Raw genomic sequence first — 16,731 nt, 5'->3', positions numbered from 1 at the left:
TCTTTCACGGACAAGGTTATGACTATGGCGACTTCTTCACAGGCAACACAACAGGCTGCGGATTCTGCGCCAGGCGTCTGGCTGGCGACGGCCGATCCGCGCCACTATCAGCAAGTGGAACAGCGCGTGGTGGGTCAACTGCTGCAAACGCTGTTGTATGAAAACGTCTTGCCGTATCGCCATTCGCCCCTCGATGGCGGCCAGTACCGTTTTGTTGTCAGCGGTATCGACGCGCAGCAACAACCGGTGGAGTACCACTGCAATGGATTGCTCAGCGAAAGCTTCGAGCTGATCCGCGTCGACTATGCCAGCCTCGAACGCGTTGACGCGTTGGGCGCACGCCGCCGGCCGCACCTCCATCAAGCATTGGCGGAGCTGCTGAGCGAACTCCAGGACAGCCCGCACCTGCCACGCTTCACCCATGAGCTTGAACAAACGATGCTCAAGGATCTGCAATCGCGCAGTCAGGGTTATCAAGCGGCCAAGCCATCCCATCAACTGGACGTCGATGCGCTGGAACAGCACTTCATGGACGCCCACAGCTATCACCCTTGCTACAAATCGCGCATCGGCTTCTCGCTGAAAGACAACGCGAGCTACGGACCGGAATTTGCCGCGCCTGTTGCCATCGTCTGGCTGGCAGTGGCGAAAACCTGCGGGGCGATGAACATCTCGCGGCACCTGAATTACGACGATTTTATCCAGCAGGAATTCGGACTTCAGCGCTGGCAGGAACTGGCTGAAAGCCTCACCGATCAAGGCAAGGCGATGGGCGATTACTGGCTGATGCCGGTGCACCCGTGGCAGTGGGAAAACATCATCGTTCCGGTGTTCTACCCGGAGCTGGTCAGCGGCGAAGTGATCCATCTGGGCACCACCAATGACCGGTATCAGGCGCAACAGTCGATCCGCACCCTGGCCAACGTTACGGAGAAAAAGCGGCCTTACGTCAAGCTCGCGCTGAGCATGATCAACACCTCCAGCACGCGAATTCTGGCCCGGCATACGGTGATGAACGGCCCGATCATCACCGACTGGTTGCAGCAGTTGATCGGCAGCGACAGCACCGCCCGCGACCTTGGCTTTGTGATTCTCGGCGAAGTGGTCGGCGTCAGCTTTGATTACGATCACCTGCCCGCCACGCGGATGTCCCAGGCCTACGGCACGATGGGCAGCCTATGGCGCGAGAGCATTCACCAATACCTGCAAGACGACGAGCAAGCGGTGCCGTTCAATGGTTTGAGCTCCGTGGACAATCGCTACGGCAGCGGTGAACAGAAGCCGTTTATCGACGCCTGGATCAAGCAATACGGCCTGCACGCCTGGACCCGCCAACTGCTGCAAGTCGCGGTGTCGCCGATCATCCACATGCTCTACGCCGAAGGCATCGGCATGGAGTCCCATGGTCAGAACATCGTGCTGATCGTGAAGCAGGGCTGGCCGCAACGTATCGCCCTGAAAGACTTCCATGACGGCGTGCGCTATTCGCCGCAACACCTCGGTCGCCCCGAGCTGTGCCCGACCCTGGTGCCGCTGCCCGCCAGCCACGCCAAGCTCAATCGCAACTCGTTCATCCTCACCGACGACCTGGATGCGGTCCGGGACTTTTCCTGTGATTCGTTCTTTTTCATCGCCCTGGCCGAGATGGCGATCTTCCTGCATCAGCACTATCAGCTCGAAGAGGCCCTGTTCTGGCAGATGACTGCCGAGGTCATCACGGCTTACCAGGCTGAACATCCGCAACACCGTCCGCGTTATGCCGCGTTTGATGTGTTTGCGCCGTTCTATGAAGTGGAAGAGCTGACCAAACGCCGACTGCTGGGTGACGGCGAACGTCGTTTCAAATCGGTGCCGAATCCGCTGCACGCGTTCCGGCCGCAATCATGCTGAGGACCAATCTGCTCAAGCAGAAGCTCGTAGCAGGTGAGCCGGTCTACGGCCTGATCAGCTCGATTCCGTCGCCAGCGGCCATCGAACTGATTGCCGAGGCGGGTTTCGATTTTGTGATCATCGATATGGAACACGTGCTGATCAATCCCGAGACCGTGGAGAACATGATCCGCACCGCCGAAAGTTACGCGCTGACCCCGCTGGTGCGGGTGGCGGACCTCAACCCGAAAACCCTGCTGTGCCTGCTCGATGGCGGCGCCCAGGGCATTGTGTTGCCGATGATCGAGAGCCCCGAGCCTTTGGCCGAAAGCATTCGAGCCTGCAAATACCATCCGCAGGGCACCCGCAGCCTGAATGCCGGGCGCCCCGGTGCGTTTGGCAAACACAGCCTGGCGGAGTACGTCACGCTGGCCAACGAGCAAATCATGGTCGTGGCGATGATCGAAAGTGCCGAAGGTGTGCGGCGCGCGGCAGAAATTGCCGCCGTGCCCGGCCTCGACATGATCCTCGAAGGGGCTGCCGATTTGTCGCAATCGATGGGCATGCCCTGGCAGACCGACCGACCCGAGGTGCAGCAAGCGCTGCTCTCCAGCTGGCAAGCGGCGAGTGACGCGGGCGTGCCGTATTGCGCGATTCCGCGTCAGCCGGGTGACCACCAACGATGGTTGGCGCGCGGCGTAAAAAGTTTTGTTTTGGGTGACGAGCGTGGCATCGCTTTTCGTGCCCTCCAGGCCAAATTGGCCGCCACTTCAGCAGAAGGAAAATAATCGGATGAACTTCACCACAATGGCCGCCGACAAGGTGATGCAGGATCTGGTCGATTGTTTGCTGGCCGAACATTTTTTCGGGACCGAGCCGCTGAACCTGTTGGCGCCCTCGTCATCGGCCGATCAGCCGTTTACCGGGTTGAGCGCCGAACAACGGATCTGGGAATGGCCTATCGATCCCCAAGGTTGCATCGTCATTGCCCTGCGTCCCGGCATTACCCAGCAATGGGAAAAGGTACCGGGCACGCCGGTTTGGGCGCGACAGAATGACCAGCTGACCGCGCTGTCACCCGAGGCTTTCACGACCCAGGTGTTGGCCGGCATGACTGATCGCTACCCGGACAATGAAAAAGGCTTCGCCCTGTTTCTGGATGTGCTGCGCACCAGCGTCCGGCAAACCGAGTTGTCCCTGGCTCATCGCGTCGACAGCGAACGCTTGCTGGAAAAGAGCAACGCGGACTTCTTCCTGGCGATGGAGCAGTGGGCTTCGCTGCGTGATCGTCCCTACCATCCGCTGGCCAAAGCCAAGCAGGGTTTGGACGACGTCGAATATCAGCAATACCAGGCGGAATTCGCCCGGCCGGTGGCGCTCAATTGGGTCGCGGTCGACCGCACGTTGCTGCAATGCGGCGGCGGTGTGACTGACCTGGCGCAGAGCTATCCCGCCCAGTACCTGTTGCCGCCGCCGTTGCAGGCCAACTTGCAACAAGAGTTGCAGCAGCGAGGGATTGCCCACAGCCACATCGCGCTGCCGGTGCACCCGTGGCAGTTCGAACATGTGCTGGAGGCGCAACTTGGCGACGCGTTCGCCAAGGGTGACTGCCATCGCCTGGACTTCAGCGACGCTGATTTCTTCGCCACTTCGTCGTTGCGCTCGATGACGCCGTGCTTCAACAGTGCCGATTACCTCAAGTTGCCGATGGCGATCTATTCGCTGGGCGCTTCGCGTTATCTGCCTGCGGTGAAAATGATCAACGGCGGCCTGAGTGAGGCGCTGCTGCGTCAGGCGCTGAACAAGGATCAAACCCTGCAACAGTCCCTGCACCTGTGCGACGAAACCAAATGGTGGGCATTCATGCCGCCAGACGCGACGCTGTTTGACGAAGCGCCGCGTCACCTGTCGGCCATGGTGCGCGGCTATCCGCCCGCGCTGCTGGAAGATTCGGATACCCGACTGGTGCCCATGGCCGCCCTCGGCACGCCGTTGCCCGGAAGCAATCAACACTTCTTCGATGACTGGATGGCCTACCGTCAACTGCCGGCCAACGCCGCGTCGGTGATGACCCTGTTCCGCGAGCTGTGCCACAGCTTCTTCGATATCAACCTGCGGATGTTCCGCATCGGCATGCTGGGTGAAATTCACGGGCAGAACGCGGTGCTGGTGTGGAAGGCCGGTTACGCCCAGGGCTTGCTGTTGCGCGATCACGATTCGTTGCGCATCTTCGTGCCGTGGCTGGAACGCAACGGTCTGGCGGATCCGGCTTACCGGTTGAAGAAGGGGCACGCCAACACGCTGTACCACGATCGCCCTGAAGACTTGCTGTTCTGGTTGCAGACCCTGGGTATTCAGGTCAACCTCCGCGCCATCATCGATACGCTGGCTGAGGTCTACGCATTGCCGGCCACTCAATTGTGGAAGGCGATGGGCGAAGTGCTCAACGAGTTGATCGATACAATCGAATTTGATGCCGAGGCGCGGATCATGATCAAGCACCAGTTATTCGAATCGCCGCACTGGCCGCAGAAATTGTTGCTCACCCCGATGATCGAACGCGCGGGCGGCCCCGGCAGCATGCCGTTTGGCAAAGGCCATGTGGTCAACCCGTTTCACAGGCTCGATCGTAATGCCTGAACCGCGACATGAACCCTCCAGGCGCACGCTGTTGCGCCTGTCCCTGGGGGCGCTCGCCCTCAGGTTTTCTGCGCCGGCATGGTCCGAGACCGGCCCCGCGCCGTTGCGGGTAGTCACCCTGTTTCAGGGCGCCACCGACTGCGCCGTGATGCTGGGCGTGACCCCGTGTGGCGTGGTTGATTCCTGGAGCGAAAAACCGACCTATCGTTATTTGCGCACGGCACTGGAGCAGGTGCCCCATGTCGGACTGGAGACCCAGCCCAGCCTTGAAGACATCGCGCTGCTCAAGCCGGACTTGATCGTTGCCTCGCGCTTTCGCCATGAGCGCATTGCGCCGTTACTCAAGCAGATCGCCCCGGTGCTGATGCTGGAGGAAGTGTTCGAGTTCAAAAAGACCCTGGCGCTGATGGGCGCTGCATTACACCAGCAACAGAGGGCCGACGAGATTTTGAATCGATGGCAGCAGCGCGTGGCACAGCTGTGCGAGCAACTGCGGCAGACATTTGCCGGACGCTGGCCACCCACGGTGTCGATTCTGGACATCCGCGAAGACCACATCCGCAGTTACCTGCCGGCGAGTTTTCCGGGCTCGGTGCTCACCGAGCTGGGGTTCAACTGGAGTGACAGCAGCCGGGAGGCGAGCGGGGTGTCGATCAAACTCACCAGCAAGGAAAGCCTTGCCGTGGTGAATGCCGATATCTTTTTTGTCTTCCTGCGCGCGCAAAACGCGGCGGTGCAGCGCAACTACGAGAGCCTGGTGCAACACCCGCTGTGGAAGCAGATGCGTGCCCCGCAGCAAGGGCAGGTGTGGCAGGTCGATGGCGTCGCGTGGAGTCTGTCGGGCGGGATGTTGGGGGCTAACCTGATGCTCGACGACGTGGCCCGTGTGGCCGCCGCGCAGGTGGCTTCATGAGTCCGGGAGTAAAGCTGTGCAGCGCAGGTGTCGTGTTGCTGCTGTGCTGCGTGTTGAGCCTGGCGGTCGGTGCCACCTGGATTCCACTGCCACAGATTGCCGCGGCGTTTGTCGATCCCGATCCGTTGAGCATCAATCATGTGCTGGTGACCACTACGCGCCTGTCACGAACCCTGATGGCGATTTCCGTAGGCGCCAGCCTGGCGGTCGCGGGCGCACTGATGCAGGCACTGACCCGCAATCCGCTGGCATCACCCGGACTGTTCGGGATCAATGCCGGTGCGACTTTTTTTATCATCCTGTTTTCCTCGATTTTCTCGCTGTCATCCCCGGATGCCTGGCTATGGTCGGCGTTCATTGGCGCTGGCGTGGCGGGTTGCCTGGTGTGGCTGATCGGCAACATGGGGCAAGGCAGTCTCAGTCCGCTGCGCATCGTGCTGGCAGGCGCGGCGATCGCCGCGTTGTTCTCCGCTTTCAGCCAGGCGCTGCTGGTGGTGAATCAGGATGGCCTGGACACGGTGCTGTTCTGGATGGCCGGTTCGTTGACCGAACGCAGCCTGTCGACCGCTGCGCCATTGTTGCTGTGCGCCGTGCTCGGGTTGGCGGGGGCGCTGCTGCTGGCCGGGCAGCTCAATGTGCTCAACGCCGGGGAAGAGATTGCCACGGGGCTGGGGCAGCGAACCGGCCTGATCCGGCTGCTGATGAGCGTGCTGGTGATTTGTCTCGCGGGCAGCGCAGTGGCATTGGCCGGCAGCATTGGTTTTATCGGTCTTCTGGTTCCGCACATGGTGCGCAAAGGGTTGTCCATCGACCATCGCTGGTTGCTGCCCGGTTGCGCTCTGCTCGGCGCGATTCTGCTGCTGTTGGCGGATACGCTGTCGCGGGTTTTGATCCTGCCTCAGGAGGTGCCGGTAGGGGTGATGACGGCGCTGTTCGGCGCACCGTTTTTCATCCTGTTGGCCCGGCGTGGAGGTCGTTATGGATAAGGTGGTGACCTGGCGCCGGGGCGGGTATTCCCGGCGGGTCAACCTCTCCACGTGGCTGCGGTTGGCGGCGGCGCTGCTGCTGACGGCGTTGGTGATGCTTGGCTCGTTATCGCTGGGGAAAGTCATCCTTTCGCCCCTTGAGGTGATGCGAATCCTGTTTTCCAGCCAGGACGCCAGCCTGACGTTGATCGTCGAGCAACTGCGCTTTCCACGCATTGTGCTGGCGGCGCTGGTGGGGGCTGCGTTGTCGGTATCCGGGCTGATCCTGCAAAGCATCATCCGCAATCCGCTGGCATCGCCGGACCTGCTGGGCATCACCAGCGGTGCCAGCGCCGCTGCTGTGCTTTATCTGTCGTTCTTGTCCGCGACGTTGGGGCAACAATTTTTGCCTCTGGCCGCAATGCTCGGTGCGGCTCTGGCGACACTGGCCATTTATCTGCTGGCCTGGAAGCAGGGGGCCTCGCCGCTTCGGCTGGTGCTGATCGGCGTGGGCGTCTCGGCGATGTTGACGGCCGCGACCACCTTCATTCTGGTGTTCAGTCCGCTGACCACCACCCTGTCGGCCTACGTCTGGCTGACCGGCAGTGTGTACGGCGCCAGTTGGCCCGAACCGCTGGCGCTGGCTGGCTGGTTGTTGGGCATTTGTCCGCTGCTCGTGCTGCTGGCCCGTCAAGTGATGGTGCAACAGTTGGATGACCATCTGGCCCAGGGCATCGGTGTGCGCGTGCAATGGCTGCGGGCCGGTTTGTTGCTGGTGAGTGTGGCGTTGGCCGGTGCGGCCATTGCCTGGGGTGGCGCGATTGCGTTTGTCGGGCTGATCGCGCCGCATATTGCCAAGCGCCTGGTAGCCCCCGGTTTCGCTGGGCAGGCCGTGATGGCAGCCCTGATTGGCGCAAACCTGGTGATGCTGGCGGACCTGGTCGGACGCACGCTGTTCCTGCCCCTGGATCTACCGGCCGGGATCTTTGTCGCGGTGCTGGGCACGCCCTTTTTTCTCTATTTATTGATTAAACAGCGTCATTAAGGAATTCAACGTATGACGTCGATTGCAAGTCGCGGCCTGACCCTGAGTTATCAGCGCCAGGTGATTATTGACGCGCTGGACATGCAACTGCCCAAGGGCAAGATCTCGGTACTTATTGGCAGTAACGGCTGCGGCAAAAGTACCTTGCTCAAATCCTTCGCACGACTGCTGAAACCGCAGCAAGGCTCGGTGATTCTCAACGGTGTGGATATCCAGCAAAAATCCACGGCGGCGGTGGCGCGCGAGTTGGCTATCCTGCCTCAGACACCAATGGCGCCCGAGGGCATTACCGTTCGCCAGCTCGTGGCCCTGGGCCGATACCCTTATCAAAGCTGGATGCAACAGTGGTCGGCCGAGGATGAAACCATGGTCAATCGCGCATTGACGCAGACCAGTCTGCAAGCGCTGGCGGATCGGCCGGTGGATACCTTGTCCGGCGGGCAGCGCCAGCGTGCGTGGATCGCCATGACCCTGGCCCAGGACACCGGCATCGTGCTGCTGGACGAGCCGACGACCTTCCTCGACCTGGCTCATCAGATTGAAGTGCTGGACCTGCTGCGCGACCTCAACCGGCTCGAGAACAAAACCATCATCATGGTGCTTCACGACCTCAACCTGGCCTGTCGTTATGCCGATCATATGGTGGCGGTGCATGAGCGTACGGCATTTGCCCAAGGCCGGCCAGAGGACGTCTTGACTCAGGCACTGGTCAAAACCGTGTTCGACCTCAACTGCAGGATTATTCCTGATCCGTTCTTTGGTACGCCGATGTGCATCCCGTTTGGTCGGGAATTGCCGCAATGAGTCTGGCTCGCCACTTCACCGCACAAGAATGGAACGTGCTGGGCGGTGGGTTGCGGTTGAAGGACTGCGCCGAACGTGACCCATTACGCTCGCTGATGGCGCGTGACCTGTTGCAAGAAGAAGTGTGCGAGCGTTTGCTGGACGCATTGGGCCCGGTCATTGGCTCACCGTCGCGGAAAATCACTGCCTCGCTGCTGGGCAAACGCCTGTCGTTCCTGGCCACCGGCGCCTGTTTGTACGCCATGTCGGTGTACGACAAAGGACTGCTGCTGACGCTGGACAACACGGTGGTCGAATACGGCCACGATGACGGGCTGTGGACGTCTTCGATGCCGCTGGCTCATTCCCTGCCGCTGACGTACGGCGCAGGTGAGCGCGAGGCCTGGCGGGAAGCCGTGGTGCAGTCACTGTTTGCCGGGCTGCTGAAGCCGCTGTGGCAAACCTTCAACCGGGTGAGTGGTGTTTCACGGCGCATCTTGTGGGAAAACACCGCCGTGCGCGTGTATTCGTTGTATGAAAAACGCATGGCGAAAATCGATGATCCATCGATACGCGAGCGCTATGAAGCCGACTTCAGGTGGTTGCTGACCCAAGCAGACCCCGCTCTGTTCGGCCTTGATTACAACCCGCTGAGCCATTTCCGCCGACCGCCGACACTCGTCGACGAGGGGCAGCGCAGCATTCGCTTTCGACGAACCTGTTGCTTCTATTACCTGGCTACCGAGCCCGCTGAATATTGTTCGACCTGCCCACTGCTGCGTCCCGGGAAATGCCGATGAGTTATCAGATCAACCCTCGCCAGCAGCTCGTTACCCCGGAGCTGCTCAACGCCTACCAGTCGATCCCTTCGTCGACCATCGGCCATTTTTCCGATCGGGGCTTCCTGCGCGGGATCAAGCCGCTGTTCAACGACATCCGTATGGTCGGCACTGTCGTCACCGTCAAAGTCTTCCCGCCGGATGGCAGCATTTTGCGTGAAGCGCTGTTGCTGAGTGAGCCGGGCGACGTGCTGGTGATCGAATGTGTGAACGACCAGGAGTGTGGCTGTTGGGGCGAACTGCGCACCCTGGCCGGGCTGATCAAAGGGTTGGCCGGGGTGGTGGTGTCGGGTGCGGTCACGGATGTCAGTGCATTGCGTCGCCATGGGTTGCCGGTCTTTTGCCGGGACGTCAGTTCGTACACGACTCGCGGCATTGGCGCCCATGGGGAAGTCAATCAGTCGATCAATGTGGGCGGGGTTCAGGTACAGCCTGGCGACCTGGCTATCGGTGATGATGATGGTGTCTACATCCTCGATGCATCGCGTGCGGCCGAGCTGCTTCCCGAGCTCCTGGCCAAAGAGCAAATGGACCAGCAGCGCAGGGCCGAATTCTTGCAGAGGCTCAATCAGCGAAGGGGCTGACTTCCCGAGCTGAAATGAAAAGGGGCAACTGTTCAGTTGCCCCTTTTTTGCGCCGGTCAGTCAGAAGCCGAGTTTGTCGCGCAATCCGTAATACCAGGCGCCTAACGCAGCGAATGGTGTGCGCAGCAGTTGTCCACCGGGGAACGGGTAGTGGGGCAGGTCGGCAAACGCATCGAAACGCTCGGCCTGACCACGCAACGCTTCAGCCAGGACCTTGCCTGCCAGGTGGGTGTACGTCACGCCATGGCCGCTGCAACCCTGGGAATAGTAGATGTTGTCGCCCAAGCGTCCGACTTGGGGAAGTCGCGACAAGGTCAGCAGGAAATTACCGGTCCAGGCGTAATCGATCTTCACGTCCTTGAGCTGCGGGAAGGCCTTGAGCATCTTCGGCCGAATAATCGCCTCGATGTTCGCCGGATCCCGCGCGCCGTATACCACGCCGCCGCCGAAGACCAGGCGCTTGTCTGCGGTCAAACGGTAGTAGTCGAGCAGGTAGTTGCAGTCCTCGACGCAGTAATCCTGCGGCAACAGGCTCTTGGCCAACGCTTCGCCCAAGGGCTCAGTGGTGATCACCTGAGTCCCGCAGGGCATCGATTTGGCGGCCAGTTCCGGCACCAGATTACCGAGATACGCGTTGCCCGCAACGATGATGAACTTGGCCCTGACCTTGCCCTGAGGTGTATGCACTACCGGATTCGCGCCGCGCTCGATACGCACCGCCGGCGATTGCTCATAAATGGTGCCGCCCAGCGACTCCACAGCTGCCGCTTCGCCCAGCGCCAGGTTCAGCGGATGAATATGCCCGCCACTCATGTCGAGCAGGCCGCCGATGTATTGATCGCACGCGACCACTTCACGGATGCGACGCTGATCCATCAATTCGAGTTGGTTATGACCGAACCGCTCCCACAGACGCTTCTGGGATTCCAGATGGCCCATCTGCTTGGCGGTAATGGCGGCAAAAACACCGCCGTCCTTCAAGTCGCACTGGATATTATATTTGGCAACCCGTTCACGAATGATCCGCCCACCTTCGAACGCCATCTGCCCCAGCAACTGAGCCTGCTTGGGACCGACACTGCGCTCGATCACATCGATGTCGCGGCTATAACTGTTTACGATCTGGCCACCGTTACGCCCCGACGCACCAAAACCTACCTTCGCCGCTTCAAGCACCGTGACCCGGAAACCGTTTTCCAGCAGAAACAGGGCAGAGGACAGGCCGGTGTAACCGGCACCGATCACACAGACGTCAGTCTCTACGTCATCCTGCAAAGCCGGGCGCGGCGGAACCGCATTGGCCGATGAGGCGTAATAGGATTCCGGGTAGGGGGTGTTCGCCATCCTGCAGCCTCTGTTTAATATATTTTACGAGTTGTATCGATCCTACCCGAGATAAAAATCGACCGCCAGCCACCGCAAAATCTTCTTTGCAGCCGCAAAATTAAATATTTTGCATATTCATAGGGTTAGCTCGAAAAAAGGTGTTGACACCCCTTCGGAATTCCGTAGAATGCCGCCTCACAGCAGGCACGTAGCTCAGTTGGTTAGAGCACCACCTTGACATGGTGGGGGTCGTTGGTTCGAGTCCAATCGCGCCTACCAAACAAAATCCGCTCTGCTGGGCGGTCTAGAAGGGCTCACCGAAAGGTGGGCCCTTTTTTGTTGCCTGCGATTTGCAAAACTCCCACCTCAAAACGTCAACTCAACGCCCACCTCCAGGCAGGCTTTGGATTTGGCTTGTTGTATCTACCCTGTGAATCATTCAGCGGCCTCACGGTCATATCGCTGACTTTGCATTCAGGGCGTTCAAATGAAGCGTGCAGTAATAATGTTCATGGTTATTTCAGGTTCTCTCCTGCTGGGAGGCTGTGGGCCTCACTGGGACGACGGAGAAAGGTACGGTCGAGATCGTGATCGGGATCATGATTACCGTCGTGGATACGACCGCGGGTATGACGATGATCGCGGGTATGACCGCCGATATGATCGTCGTGACCATGATCATGGGTATGACCGCAATCGTGATCGTGATCGTGATCGTGACGATAGAGACGACTGAAGGCGCTGGCCATCGGCCCTCGGACCGGTCAATGATCGCCCGGTTTGCCGATCAGCTTCAGCGGCACGGATTGCCAGTGATTCAGGCGTAAGATAGCGGTGCTACCTCATCAAAAGGAGCCGCATATGATCGCCGACCAAATGAACAAGCAGGTATCTGAGGACAGAGCTGTTTGGGATCAATACTTCTGCGCTGCGTTGATTGCGGAAAGCAATTTGACGGCACCGGTTGTAGGAGGCGCTACGCATGAAGACAGGCAGAATCTGTTGATTGAAAGGGCCAAAGCTCTCGCCGACAAGATGATGGAAAACAGAAAATAACCAGAGCCCAGCCATCGCGCTGGGCTCTTCACATCTGGATCTCGTGCAAGACGATCCTGTCGGACCTGCTTGGTAGGCCCTACCAACTAAAACTAATCTTACTTGGCGTTCAGCTTCTTCAGTTCTTCATAAGTCGCCGACTGTACGAACCAGAAGCCGGAGATGATGCACCACGTCAGGGTGCCGGTAATGAAGACGCCTGCCCCGGACCAGAAGCCCTGAACGAAGATCATGACCACTGCGACGATCCAGATAACGGCCAGTGCGACGTACAGAACAACGTTGTTTACGCCAATTACGAACTCTTTCACGTCTATTCCCTTTTGAATGTTTATCCTCTGGCTCCTTACGCAAGGGCCAGTGGGCGGCATGATAGGGGGATAGCTGGCTCTTCGCCAGTCATGTCACGGCCTGCAGGCAGATTTCCAGATTCTGGACTACTACTGACAAGCCCGTTTCCTTGTCCCTGTCTGGAGCATCCCTATGCTGTTTCACTGGTTTCTTGCGGCGATCCATCTCTTGGCTGTTGCCTTGGGCCTTTGGGCGGTGCTCACCCGAGGTGCGGCGTTAAGCCGCCTGGCTGTCGGTACGGCGCCGGTTCGCAGTGTGCTGGTTGCCGATAACGTATGGGGCATCTGTGCGGGTATTTTGCTGATCACAGGTTTGATGCGGGCCTTCGGCGGGTACGAAAAAGGCACTGACTATTACCTTCATCAGCCATTGTTCCATTTGAAGATGACGCTGTTCGTGATCATTCTGCTGCTTGAAGTGGCCCCCATGATCACCTTGATCAAGTGGCGGATCGCCTTGGGCAGGGGCGCTTCGATTGACCAGGGTCGAGCCAGGCTGTTTGCACGCATCAGCCATGTCGAAGCGCTGTTGTTGATGTTGATGGTGATTGCGGCCACCGGCATGGCGCGCGGCGTGACCTTCGGCTAAGAACGGCGGGATTCGTCGGGGTTAAAGCGAATAATCTGACAGTCACGGCGTGGCCGAAGCCGGTAGCATCGGCTTCACGTAATCGGGGAGGAGGCGAGTGCCCAGCAAAATGCCGAGCATGAATCTTTAGCCAGCCATTGCGCTGTAACGAACGGGCTGGCTACTGACTGCAACAGGATTCAGGGAGTCTGCGGTTTGTCTGGAGCAGTGAGGCCAGCCTGAATGCGCTGATAGATTTCTTCGCGATGAACCGCAACGTCTTTCGGGGCATTGATGCCTATTCTGACTTGCTGGCCGCTAACGCCCAGAATGGTGATCGTAATGTCATCGCCAATATTTATGCTTTCACCGACTTTGCGGGTGAGTATCAGCATGGTCTTCTCCTTGATTGCTTTGTAGGGCACCTGATTCGGACAGTGCAGAGGTCGGTGGTATCTATAGATTAGTGCGAAGTCTCATGGTTTGGGTGCCTCTTTCTGACGCGCAGATGCTGCATTAATTCCCAAGGCGTAACTATACAGAGGCCGCAACCATCATTCTCGTTGTTTTAAGCCCATTTTGCGGCACTCGGGAAGTATTCATGGATGCTAAAATCGCCGCTTTAAGCATTCTGAGGGACGCGTTGTGCGCAAAATGGTCTTGGTAATTGCGGTATTGGCGCTGGCGGGATGCGGTGAAGGCAAGAGTGTTGACGCGCAAAAGCCGCAACCGGCAGCCGCGACTGCACCTTCGGTGGTCTCCGGTCCGCAATGGGATCTTGAAGTTCGAGGCGAAACACCTCAGGCGGTCAGCGATTTGAGCGGCTGGTTGATTGAGCACAGTTTCGTTTCCAATATCGTCAAGGAAAATGGAAAGACCCGGATTCTGCTCGGGCCATTCGGTTCGAAAGCAGAGGCCGAAGCCAAACAGACAGAAGTGCGCGCGGCGCTCACCCGGGCGAAGAAACAGAACATCGAACTGTTGGTTGTCGACCATCCCGTAGCCCAGTAACAATCCTTTTCCAGGCGCAGTCCTCATTTGATGCGTGACGCTCTGGGAAACGGCCGAATCTGCCCGTGATGGCTTCTACGGCTGGATCGCCGTGGAGATGCCAAGAAGTCACTCAGCCTGATGGGCTACTGGCGCTACCACAAAGCCGGCGGTTAGAAACGAACAAAGGCCTCGGATATCAAGCCCGAGGCCTTTTGTGTTTTCAGCGAGCGCTTAACCGCAGGCTTTCATATCGACGGGGCCGACAAACTCGTTGCCGCGTCCCATGACGCACCCCACGCTTTGGTTGCGCTGTCGTTCCCAGGCCTCTACCGGATAGGTTTTATTCCAGGCTTCGTAGAGCTGTCGATCCTGTTTCGACAGGCGCAAACCATATTGCTTGCTCATGTAGAAATACGTTCGAGCGATCATGCCGCGTATGGACGGGCGGGGCATGACCTTCTTCGCCTTGAAGTCGACCTGGGTCAGGCACGAGCCATATTGGCCCGACTGCACCGGCAACCAGCCGAAACTGAAGTTGCTGCGATCGCCATTCACTTCGCCAATGCTCGGCACCAGGTTGTGCAGGTCGGCTTCGGCCTTCTGGTAGGCCGGATCATAACGCGTGCAGTTCTTGCGCCCACCTTCTTGCCAGCACTGACGCTGATGGCCGATCTGCCAGGCCGGAACAATGTGCTCCCACTCGATGCGGGAAGCGCGCTTGGCGTTTTTACGCGGTACATAACCGCAGGCTGCGAGGTTGACCTTGTTGCCGGTGTATTTGCACCCGCAATAGAACTCTGTGGATTGCGGTGCGTAGAGCTTCCAGGCCACTTTCTTGGCTTCGTTGAAGGTGCGTGGGGCGCCAGCCTGGGCGCCGAGGGTGATGAACAAAAACAGCAAAGCAAGCCAGCGGACACTCATTGACTCAATCTTCCTTCGGCACAACCCAAAAAATCTGCACGCCGCCATCGTCGCGATAGGCGAGGGTGACGTTGTCGTTCTCGTCGATTTCTTCGAGCAATTGTTCCCACTCATCCACGGGTTCGTCCGGCAGACGGAAGATCAACGCTGCTTTGGCTTTTTGGGCGGAGGGGGAATTGATGATTTTTTGAACGCGCATACCCATGCGTGCATAGGAGTCAGGAGAGGCAGAGGTGTTGGCCACGGAATTATCCTTATTAAGCTGTACGTGCATACAGTATTTAACTGTAAGCATTTTCGCAACTGCTTAAAATTCAAGAAAATCCTCTGACAGCAATTTTTTCCGTTTGGTGTAGGACGAAGGGAAAATTTTTATCGAAATATCGGGAGGGCTTGTAAGCCACTCGCCTGGGTTTGGCGAGTGGTGGAAGCGGTGCCCTACCGGAGCCGGTCGGGCGAGGGCCAATCAGTATTCCCAGAACATCCGCTGCAGCTCTTTGCTGTCGTTGGTCTTGGTCAGTGCGACCATGGCCAGGATGCGAGCCTTTTGCGGGTTCAGGTCGTGCGCTACAACCCAGTCGTACTTGTCGTCTGGTTGTTCAGCGTTACGCAGTACGAAACCGCCGGCGTTGACGTGGGACGAACGAATGATTTGCACGCCGTCCTTGCGCAGGGCTTGCAGTGATGGGACTACACGGGACGAGACAGAGCCATTGCCAGTACCGGCGTGAATGATGGCTTTGGCGCCAGACTGAGCCAACGCTTTGTAAGCGGTATCGCTGACATTGCCGTAGGAATAGGCGATTTCGACATCAGGCAGGCTCTTGATGTTTTTGATGTCGAATTCCGAGTCCATGGTGTGACGCTTGGCCGGCAAGCGGAACCAGTAGGATTTGCCTTCGACCACCATGCCCAGCGGGCCCCAGGCACTTTTGAATGCCTCGGTCTTGATGTTGATCATTTTGCTGACGTCACGACCCGACTGGATTTCATCGTTCATGGTCACCAGTACGCCTTTGCCGCGAGCCTCTTTGCTGCTGGCCACGGCCACTGCGTTGTACAGGTTCAGCATGCCATCGGCCGACATGGCGGTGCCCGGGCGCATGGAGCCGACAACGATGATTGGCTTGTCGGTTTTTTCCACCAGGTTCAGGAAGTAGGCGGTTTCTTCCAGGGTGTCGGTGCCGTGGGTGATGACGATGCCGTCGACGTCCTTGCTGTCTGCCAGTTCGGCCACGCGACGACCCAGTTGCAGCAGGTTTTCGTTGGTGATGCTTTCGGACGCGATCTGCATGACCTGTTCGCCACGAACGTTAGCCAGTTGGCTGAGTTCCGGAACCCCGGCGATCAATTGTTCGATGCCGACTTTTGCCGCTTGATAGGTCGCACTATTGGCGGCGCTGGCGCCCGCGCCAGCAATGGTGCCGCCGGTGGCCAGGATCACCACGTTTGCCAGTTTCTGTTGGGTTTCGACTTCTTTTGCCTGAAGGGCAGTAGGCAGGAGCAGCAAGAGGGCCAAAGCGCCCGGAACGAAGGTCTTGAAAGCAGATGTCATTATTTTTCTCTCTAGTAGTGAGACGGTGCTGATGCAGGTTCATCTAGATGCGCCCCCAGCGGATCTGAACGCTTGGGGTGAATGAGATGAGCAGGATCTGTACCAGTCGTACTTTGAATGAGAAAAACTTTTAACTTGATGATTTATATAAATATTTATCTGTGTCTCCGGAGGGAGTGCACCGCCGGTTGTCCGGGTTTCCGAACGCGTTGAGTGTTTGTGTTCGGCTCTCCGAAAAGTACTACAACCTCTGTCGAGTAAATCGTCTTGCAAGATTACGAATCATTGCTAAAGAAACCCGCGCTTCGGTCGATGCTCCTTTAA

The 16,731-nt window shown here is 58.5% G+C and carries 19 protein-coding genes and 1 tRNA gene; 14 read left to right on the top strand and 6 right to left on the bottom strand.

Annotated elements, in window-relative coordinates:
* Positions 1 to 24 precede the first annotated feature (24 nt).
* Genes ACQ4OB_RS10650 through ACQ4OB_RS10610 form a run of 9 tightly spaced genes read left to right on the top strand, consistent with a single transcriptional unit; the run spans position 25 to position 9,638 of the window.
* Positions 25 to 1,890: an IucA/IucC family protein gene (locus tag ACQ4OB_RS10650; protein ID WP_430955656.1), complete on the top strand. Its 1,866-nt coding sequence runs from the start codon at positions 25 to 27 to the stop codon at positions 1,888 to 1,890.
* Positions 1,884 to 2,657 (top strand): HpcH/HpaI aldolase family protein, encoded by a 774-nt coding sequence (locus ACQ4OB_RS10645; RefSeq protein WP_430955655.1) that lies wholly within the window; start codon positions 1,884 to 1,886, stop codon positions 2,655 to 2,657. Before ACQ4OB_RS10650 ends, ACQ4OB_RS10645 begins: the two co-directional genes overlap by 7 nt.
* A gap of 4 nt (positions 2,658 to 2,661) precedes the next feature.
* Positions 2,662 to 4,509 (top strand): IucA/IucC family protein, encoded by a 1,848-nt coding sequence (locus tag ACQ4OB_RS10640; RefSeq protein WP_430955654.1) that lies wholly within the window; start codon positions 2,662 to 2,664, stop codon positions 4,507 to 4,509.
* A complete protein-coding gene (locus tag ACQ4OB_RS10635) occupies positions 4,502 to 5,422 on the top strand; it encodes an ABC transporter substrate-binding protein (RefSeq protein ID WP_102615213.1) in 921 nt (306 codons plus the stop codon). The genes ACQ4OB_RS10640 and ACQ4OB_RS10635 overlap by 8 nt, the downstream gene beginning before the upstream one ends.
* A complete protein-coding gene (locus ACQ4OB_RS10630) occupies positions 5,419 to 6,408 on the top strand; it encodes a FecCD family ABC transporter permease (protein WP_102615212.1) in 990 nt (329 codons plus the stop codon). The genes ACQ4OB_RS10635 and ACQ4OB_RS10630 overlap by 4 nt, the downstream gene beginning before the upstream one ends.
* A complete protein-coding gene (locus tag ACQ4OB_RS10625) occupies positions 6,401 to 7,432 on the top strand; it encodes a FecCD family ABC transporter permease (protein WP_102615211.1) in 1,032 nt (343 codons plus the stop codon). Before ACQ4OB_RS10630 ends, ACQ4OB_RS10625 begins: the two co-directional genes overlap by 8 nt.
* 12 nt (positions 7,433 to 7,444) lie before the next feature.
* A complete protein-coding gene (locus tag ACQ4OB_RS10620) occupies positions 7,445 to 8,236 on the top strand; it encodes an ABC transporter ATP-binding protein (protein WP_430955653.1) in 792 nt (263 codons plus the stop codon).
* Positions 8,233 to 9,015, top strand: coding sequence for an IucA/IucC family C-terminal-domain containing protein (locus tag ACQ4OB_RS10615; protein ID WP_430955652.1), 783 nt, complete (start codon positions 8,233 to 8,235; stop codon positions 9,013 to 9,015). The genes ACQ4OB_RS10620 and ACQ4OB_RS10615 overlap by 4 nt, the downstream gene beginning before the upstream one ends.
* The gene (locus ACQ4OB_RS10610) at positions 9,006 to 9,638 is read left to right on the top strand and encodes an RraA family protein (RefSeq protein WP_430955704.1); all 633 of its coding nucleotides are present in this window, start codon (positions 9,006 to 9,008) and stop codon (positions 9,636 to 9,638) included. Before ACQ4OB_RS10615 ends, ACQ4OB_RS10610 begins: the two co-directional genes overlap by 10 nt.
* 60 nt (positions 9,639 to 9,698) lie before the next feature.
* On the opposite strand, the gene ACQ4OB_RS10605 is transcribed toward ACQ4OB_RS10610, so the two are convergent.
* Positions 9,699 to 10,982, bottom strand: coding sequence for an NAD(P)/FAD-dependent oxidoreductase (locus ACQ4OB_RS10605; RefSeq protein WP_430955651.1), 1,284 nt, complete (start codon positions 10,980 to 10,982; stop codon positions 9,699 to 9,701).
* Between the two features lie 184 nt (positions 10,983 to 11,166).
* On the opposite strand from ACQ4OB_RS10605, the gene ACQ4OB_RS10600 reads away from it, so the two are divergent.
* From ACQ4OB_RS10600 to ACQ4OB_RS10590, 3 genes are all read left to right on the top strand, one after another.
* Positions 11,167 to 11,243: transfer RNA gene (locus tag ACQ4OB_RS10600), tRNA-Val, on the top strand.
* Between the two features lie 208 nt (positions 11,244 to 11,451).
* Positions 11,452 to 11,700, top strand: coding sequence for a hypothetical protein (locus ACQ4OB_RS10595; protein ID WP_430955650.1), 249 nt, complete (start codon positions 11,452 to 11,454; stop codon positions 11,698 to 11,700).
* A 125-nt stretch (positions 11,701 to 11,825) separates the two neighbouring features.
* On the top strand, positions 11,826 to 12,020 hold the full coding sequence (locus ACQ4OB_RS10590) for a hypothetical protein (RefSeq protein WP_074875283.1): 195 nt from the start codon (positions 11,826 to 11,828) through the stop codon (positions 12,018 to 12,020).
* 98 nt (positions 12,021 to 12,118) lie between these two features.
* Here the strand turns inward: ACQ4OB_RS10590 and ACQ4OB_RS10585 are convergent, their stop codons facing one another.
* Positions 12,119 to 12,331, bottom strand: a complete 213-nt coding sequence (locus tag ACQ4OB_RS10585; protein ID WP_074875284.1) for a hypothetical protein — start codon at positions 12,329 to 12,331, stop codon at positions 12,119 to 12,121.
* A 172-nt stretch (positions 12,332 to 12,503) separates the two neighbouring features.
* Here ACQ4OB_RS10585 and ACQ4OB_RS10580 point away from each other — a divergent pair, with 172 nt between their 5' ends.
* On the top strand, positions 12,504 to 12,959 hold the full coding sequence (locus ACQ4OB_RS10580; protein ID WP_074875286.1) for a DUF2214 family protein: 456 nt from the start codon (positions 12,504 to 12,506) through the stop codon (positions 12,957 to 12,959).
* Between the two features lie 179 nt (positions 12,960 to 13,138).
* On the opposite strand, the gene csrA is transcribed toward ACQ4OB_RS10580, so the two are convergent.
* Positions 13,139 to 13,333, bottom strand: a complete 195-nt coding sequence (gene csrA / locus ACQ4OB_RS10575; RefSeq protein WP_007938114.1) for a carbon storage regulator CsrA — start codon at positions 13,331 to 13,333, stop codon at positions 13,139 to 13,141.
* A gap of 250 nt (positions 13,334 to 13,583) precedes the next feature.
* Here csrA and ACQ4OB_RS10570 point away from each other — a divergent pair, with 250 nt between their 5' ends.
* A complete protein-coding gene (locus ACQ4OB_RS10570) occupies positions 13,584 to 13,949 on the top strand; it encodes a penicillin-binding protein activator LpoB (RefSeq protein WP_102615206.1) in 366 nt (121 codons plus the stop codon).
* 213 nt (positions 13,950 to 14,162) lie between these two features.
* On the opposite strand, the gene ACQ4OB_RS10565 is transcribed toward ACQ4OB_RS10570, so the two are convergent.
* From ACQ4OB_RS10565 to ACQ4OB_RS10555, 3 genes are all read right to left on the bottom strand, one after another.
* Positions 14,163 to 14,852 carry an endonuclease gene (locus ACQ4OB_RS10565; RefSeq protein ID WP_074875290.1) on the bottom strand — a complete coding sequence of 230 codons (690 nt, stop codon included), beginning with the start codon at positions 14,850 to 14,852 and terminating at the stop codon, positions 14,163 to 14,165.
* A 4-nt stretch (positions 14,853 to 14,856) separates the two neighbouring features.
* A complete protein-coding gene (locus ACQ4OB_RS10560) occupies positions 14,857 to 15,147 on the bottom strand; it encodes a DUF1654 domain-containing protein (protein ID WP_074875292.1) in 291 nt (96 codons plus the stop codon).
* A gap of 171 nt (positions 15,148 to 15,318) precedes the next feature.
* On the bottom strand, positions 15,319 to 16,407 hold the full coding sequence (locus ACQ4OB_RS10555) for an asparaginase (protein WP_074875294.1): 1,089 nt from the start codon (positions 16,405 to 16,407) through the stop codon (positions 15,319 to 15,321).
* Positions 16,408 to 16,731 lie beyond the last annotated feature (324 nt).

Source organism: Pseudomonas sp. ES4, assembly GCF_050586665.1.
In the GTDB taxonomy this organism is placed as follows: Bacteria; Pseudomonadota; Gammaproteobacteria; order Pseudomonadales; family Pseudomonadaceae; genus Aquipseudomonas; species Aquipseudomonas frederiksbergensis.
This window is presented reverse-complemented; position numbering and strand designations above follow the sequence as displayed.

Bases quoted from the DNA above. Each gene is read 5' to 3' on its own strand.
- ACQ4OB_RS10620 (WP_430955653.1), top strand. From the start codon at position 7,445: ATGACGTCGATTGCAAGTCGCGGCCTGACCCTGAGTTATCAGCGCCAG.
- ACQ4OB_RS10650 (WP_430955656.1), top strand. From the start codon at position 25: ATGGCGACTTCTTCACAGGCAACACAACAGGCTGCGGATTCTGCGCCA.
- ACQ4OB_RS10590 (WP_074875283.1), top strand. From the start codon at position 11,826: ATGATCGCCGACCAAATGAACAAGCAGGTATCTGAGGACAGAGCTGTT.
- ACQ4OB_RS10560 (WP_074875292.1), bottom strand. From the start codon at position 15,147: ATGCTTACAGTTAAATACTGTATGCACGTACAGCTTAATAAGGATAAT.
- ACQ4OB_RS10635 (WP_102615213.1), top strand. From the start codon at position 4,502: ATGCCTGAACCGCGACATGAACCCTCCAGGCGCACGCTGTTGCGCCTG.
- csrA (WP_007938114.1), bottom strand. From the start codon at position 13,333: ATGCTGATACTCACCCGCAAAGTCGGTGAAAGCATAAATATTGGCGAT.
- ACQ4OB_RS10640 (WP_430955654.1), top strand. From the start codon at position 2,662: ATGAACTTCACCACAATGGCCGCCGACAAGGTGATGCAGGATCTGGTC.
- ACQ4OB_RS10615 (WP_430955652.1), top strand. From the start codon at position 8,233: ATGAGTCTGGCTCGCCACTTCACCGCACAAGAATGGAACGTGCTGGGC.
- ACQ4OB_RS10555 (WP_074875294.1), bottom strand. From the start codon at position 16,407: ATGACATCTGCTTTCAAGACCTTCGTTCCGGGCGCTTTGGCCCTCTTG.
- ACQ4OB_RS10580 (WP_074875286.1), top strand. From the start codon at position 12,504: ATGCTGTTTCACTGGTTTCTTGCGGCGATCCATCTCTTGGCTGTTGCC.
- ACQ4OB_RS10610 (WP_430955704.1), top strand. From the start codon at position 9,006: ATGCCGATGAGTTATCAGATCAACCCTCGCCAGCAGCTCGTTACCCCG.
- ACQ4OB_RS10625 (WP_102615211.1), top strand. From the start codon at position 6,401: ATGGATAAGGTGGTGACCTGGCGCCGGGGCGGGTATTCCCGGCGGGTC.
- ACQ4OB_RS10605 (WP_430955651.1), bottom strand. From the start codon at position 10,982: ATGGCGAACACCCCCTACCCGGAATCCTATTACGCCTCATCGGCCAAT.
- ACQ4OB_RS10565 (WP_074875290.1), bottom strand. From the start codon at position 14,852: ATGAGTGTCCGCTGGCTTGCTTTGCTGTTTTTGTTCATCACCCTCGGC.
- ACQ4OB_RS10595 (WP_430955650.1), top strand. From the start codon at position 11,452: ATGAAGCGTGCAGTAATAATGTTCATGGTTATTTCAGGTTCTCTCCTG.
- ACQ4OB_RS10645 (WP_430955655.1), top strand. From the start codon at position 1,884: ATGCTGAGGACCAATCTGCTCAAGCAGAAGCTCGTAGCAGGTGAGCCG.
- ACQ4OB_RS10630 (WP_102615212.1), top strand. From the start codon at position 5,419: ATGAGTCCGGGAGTAAAGCTGTGCAGCGCAGGTGTCGTGTTGCTGCTG.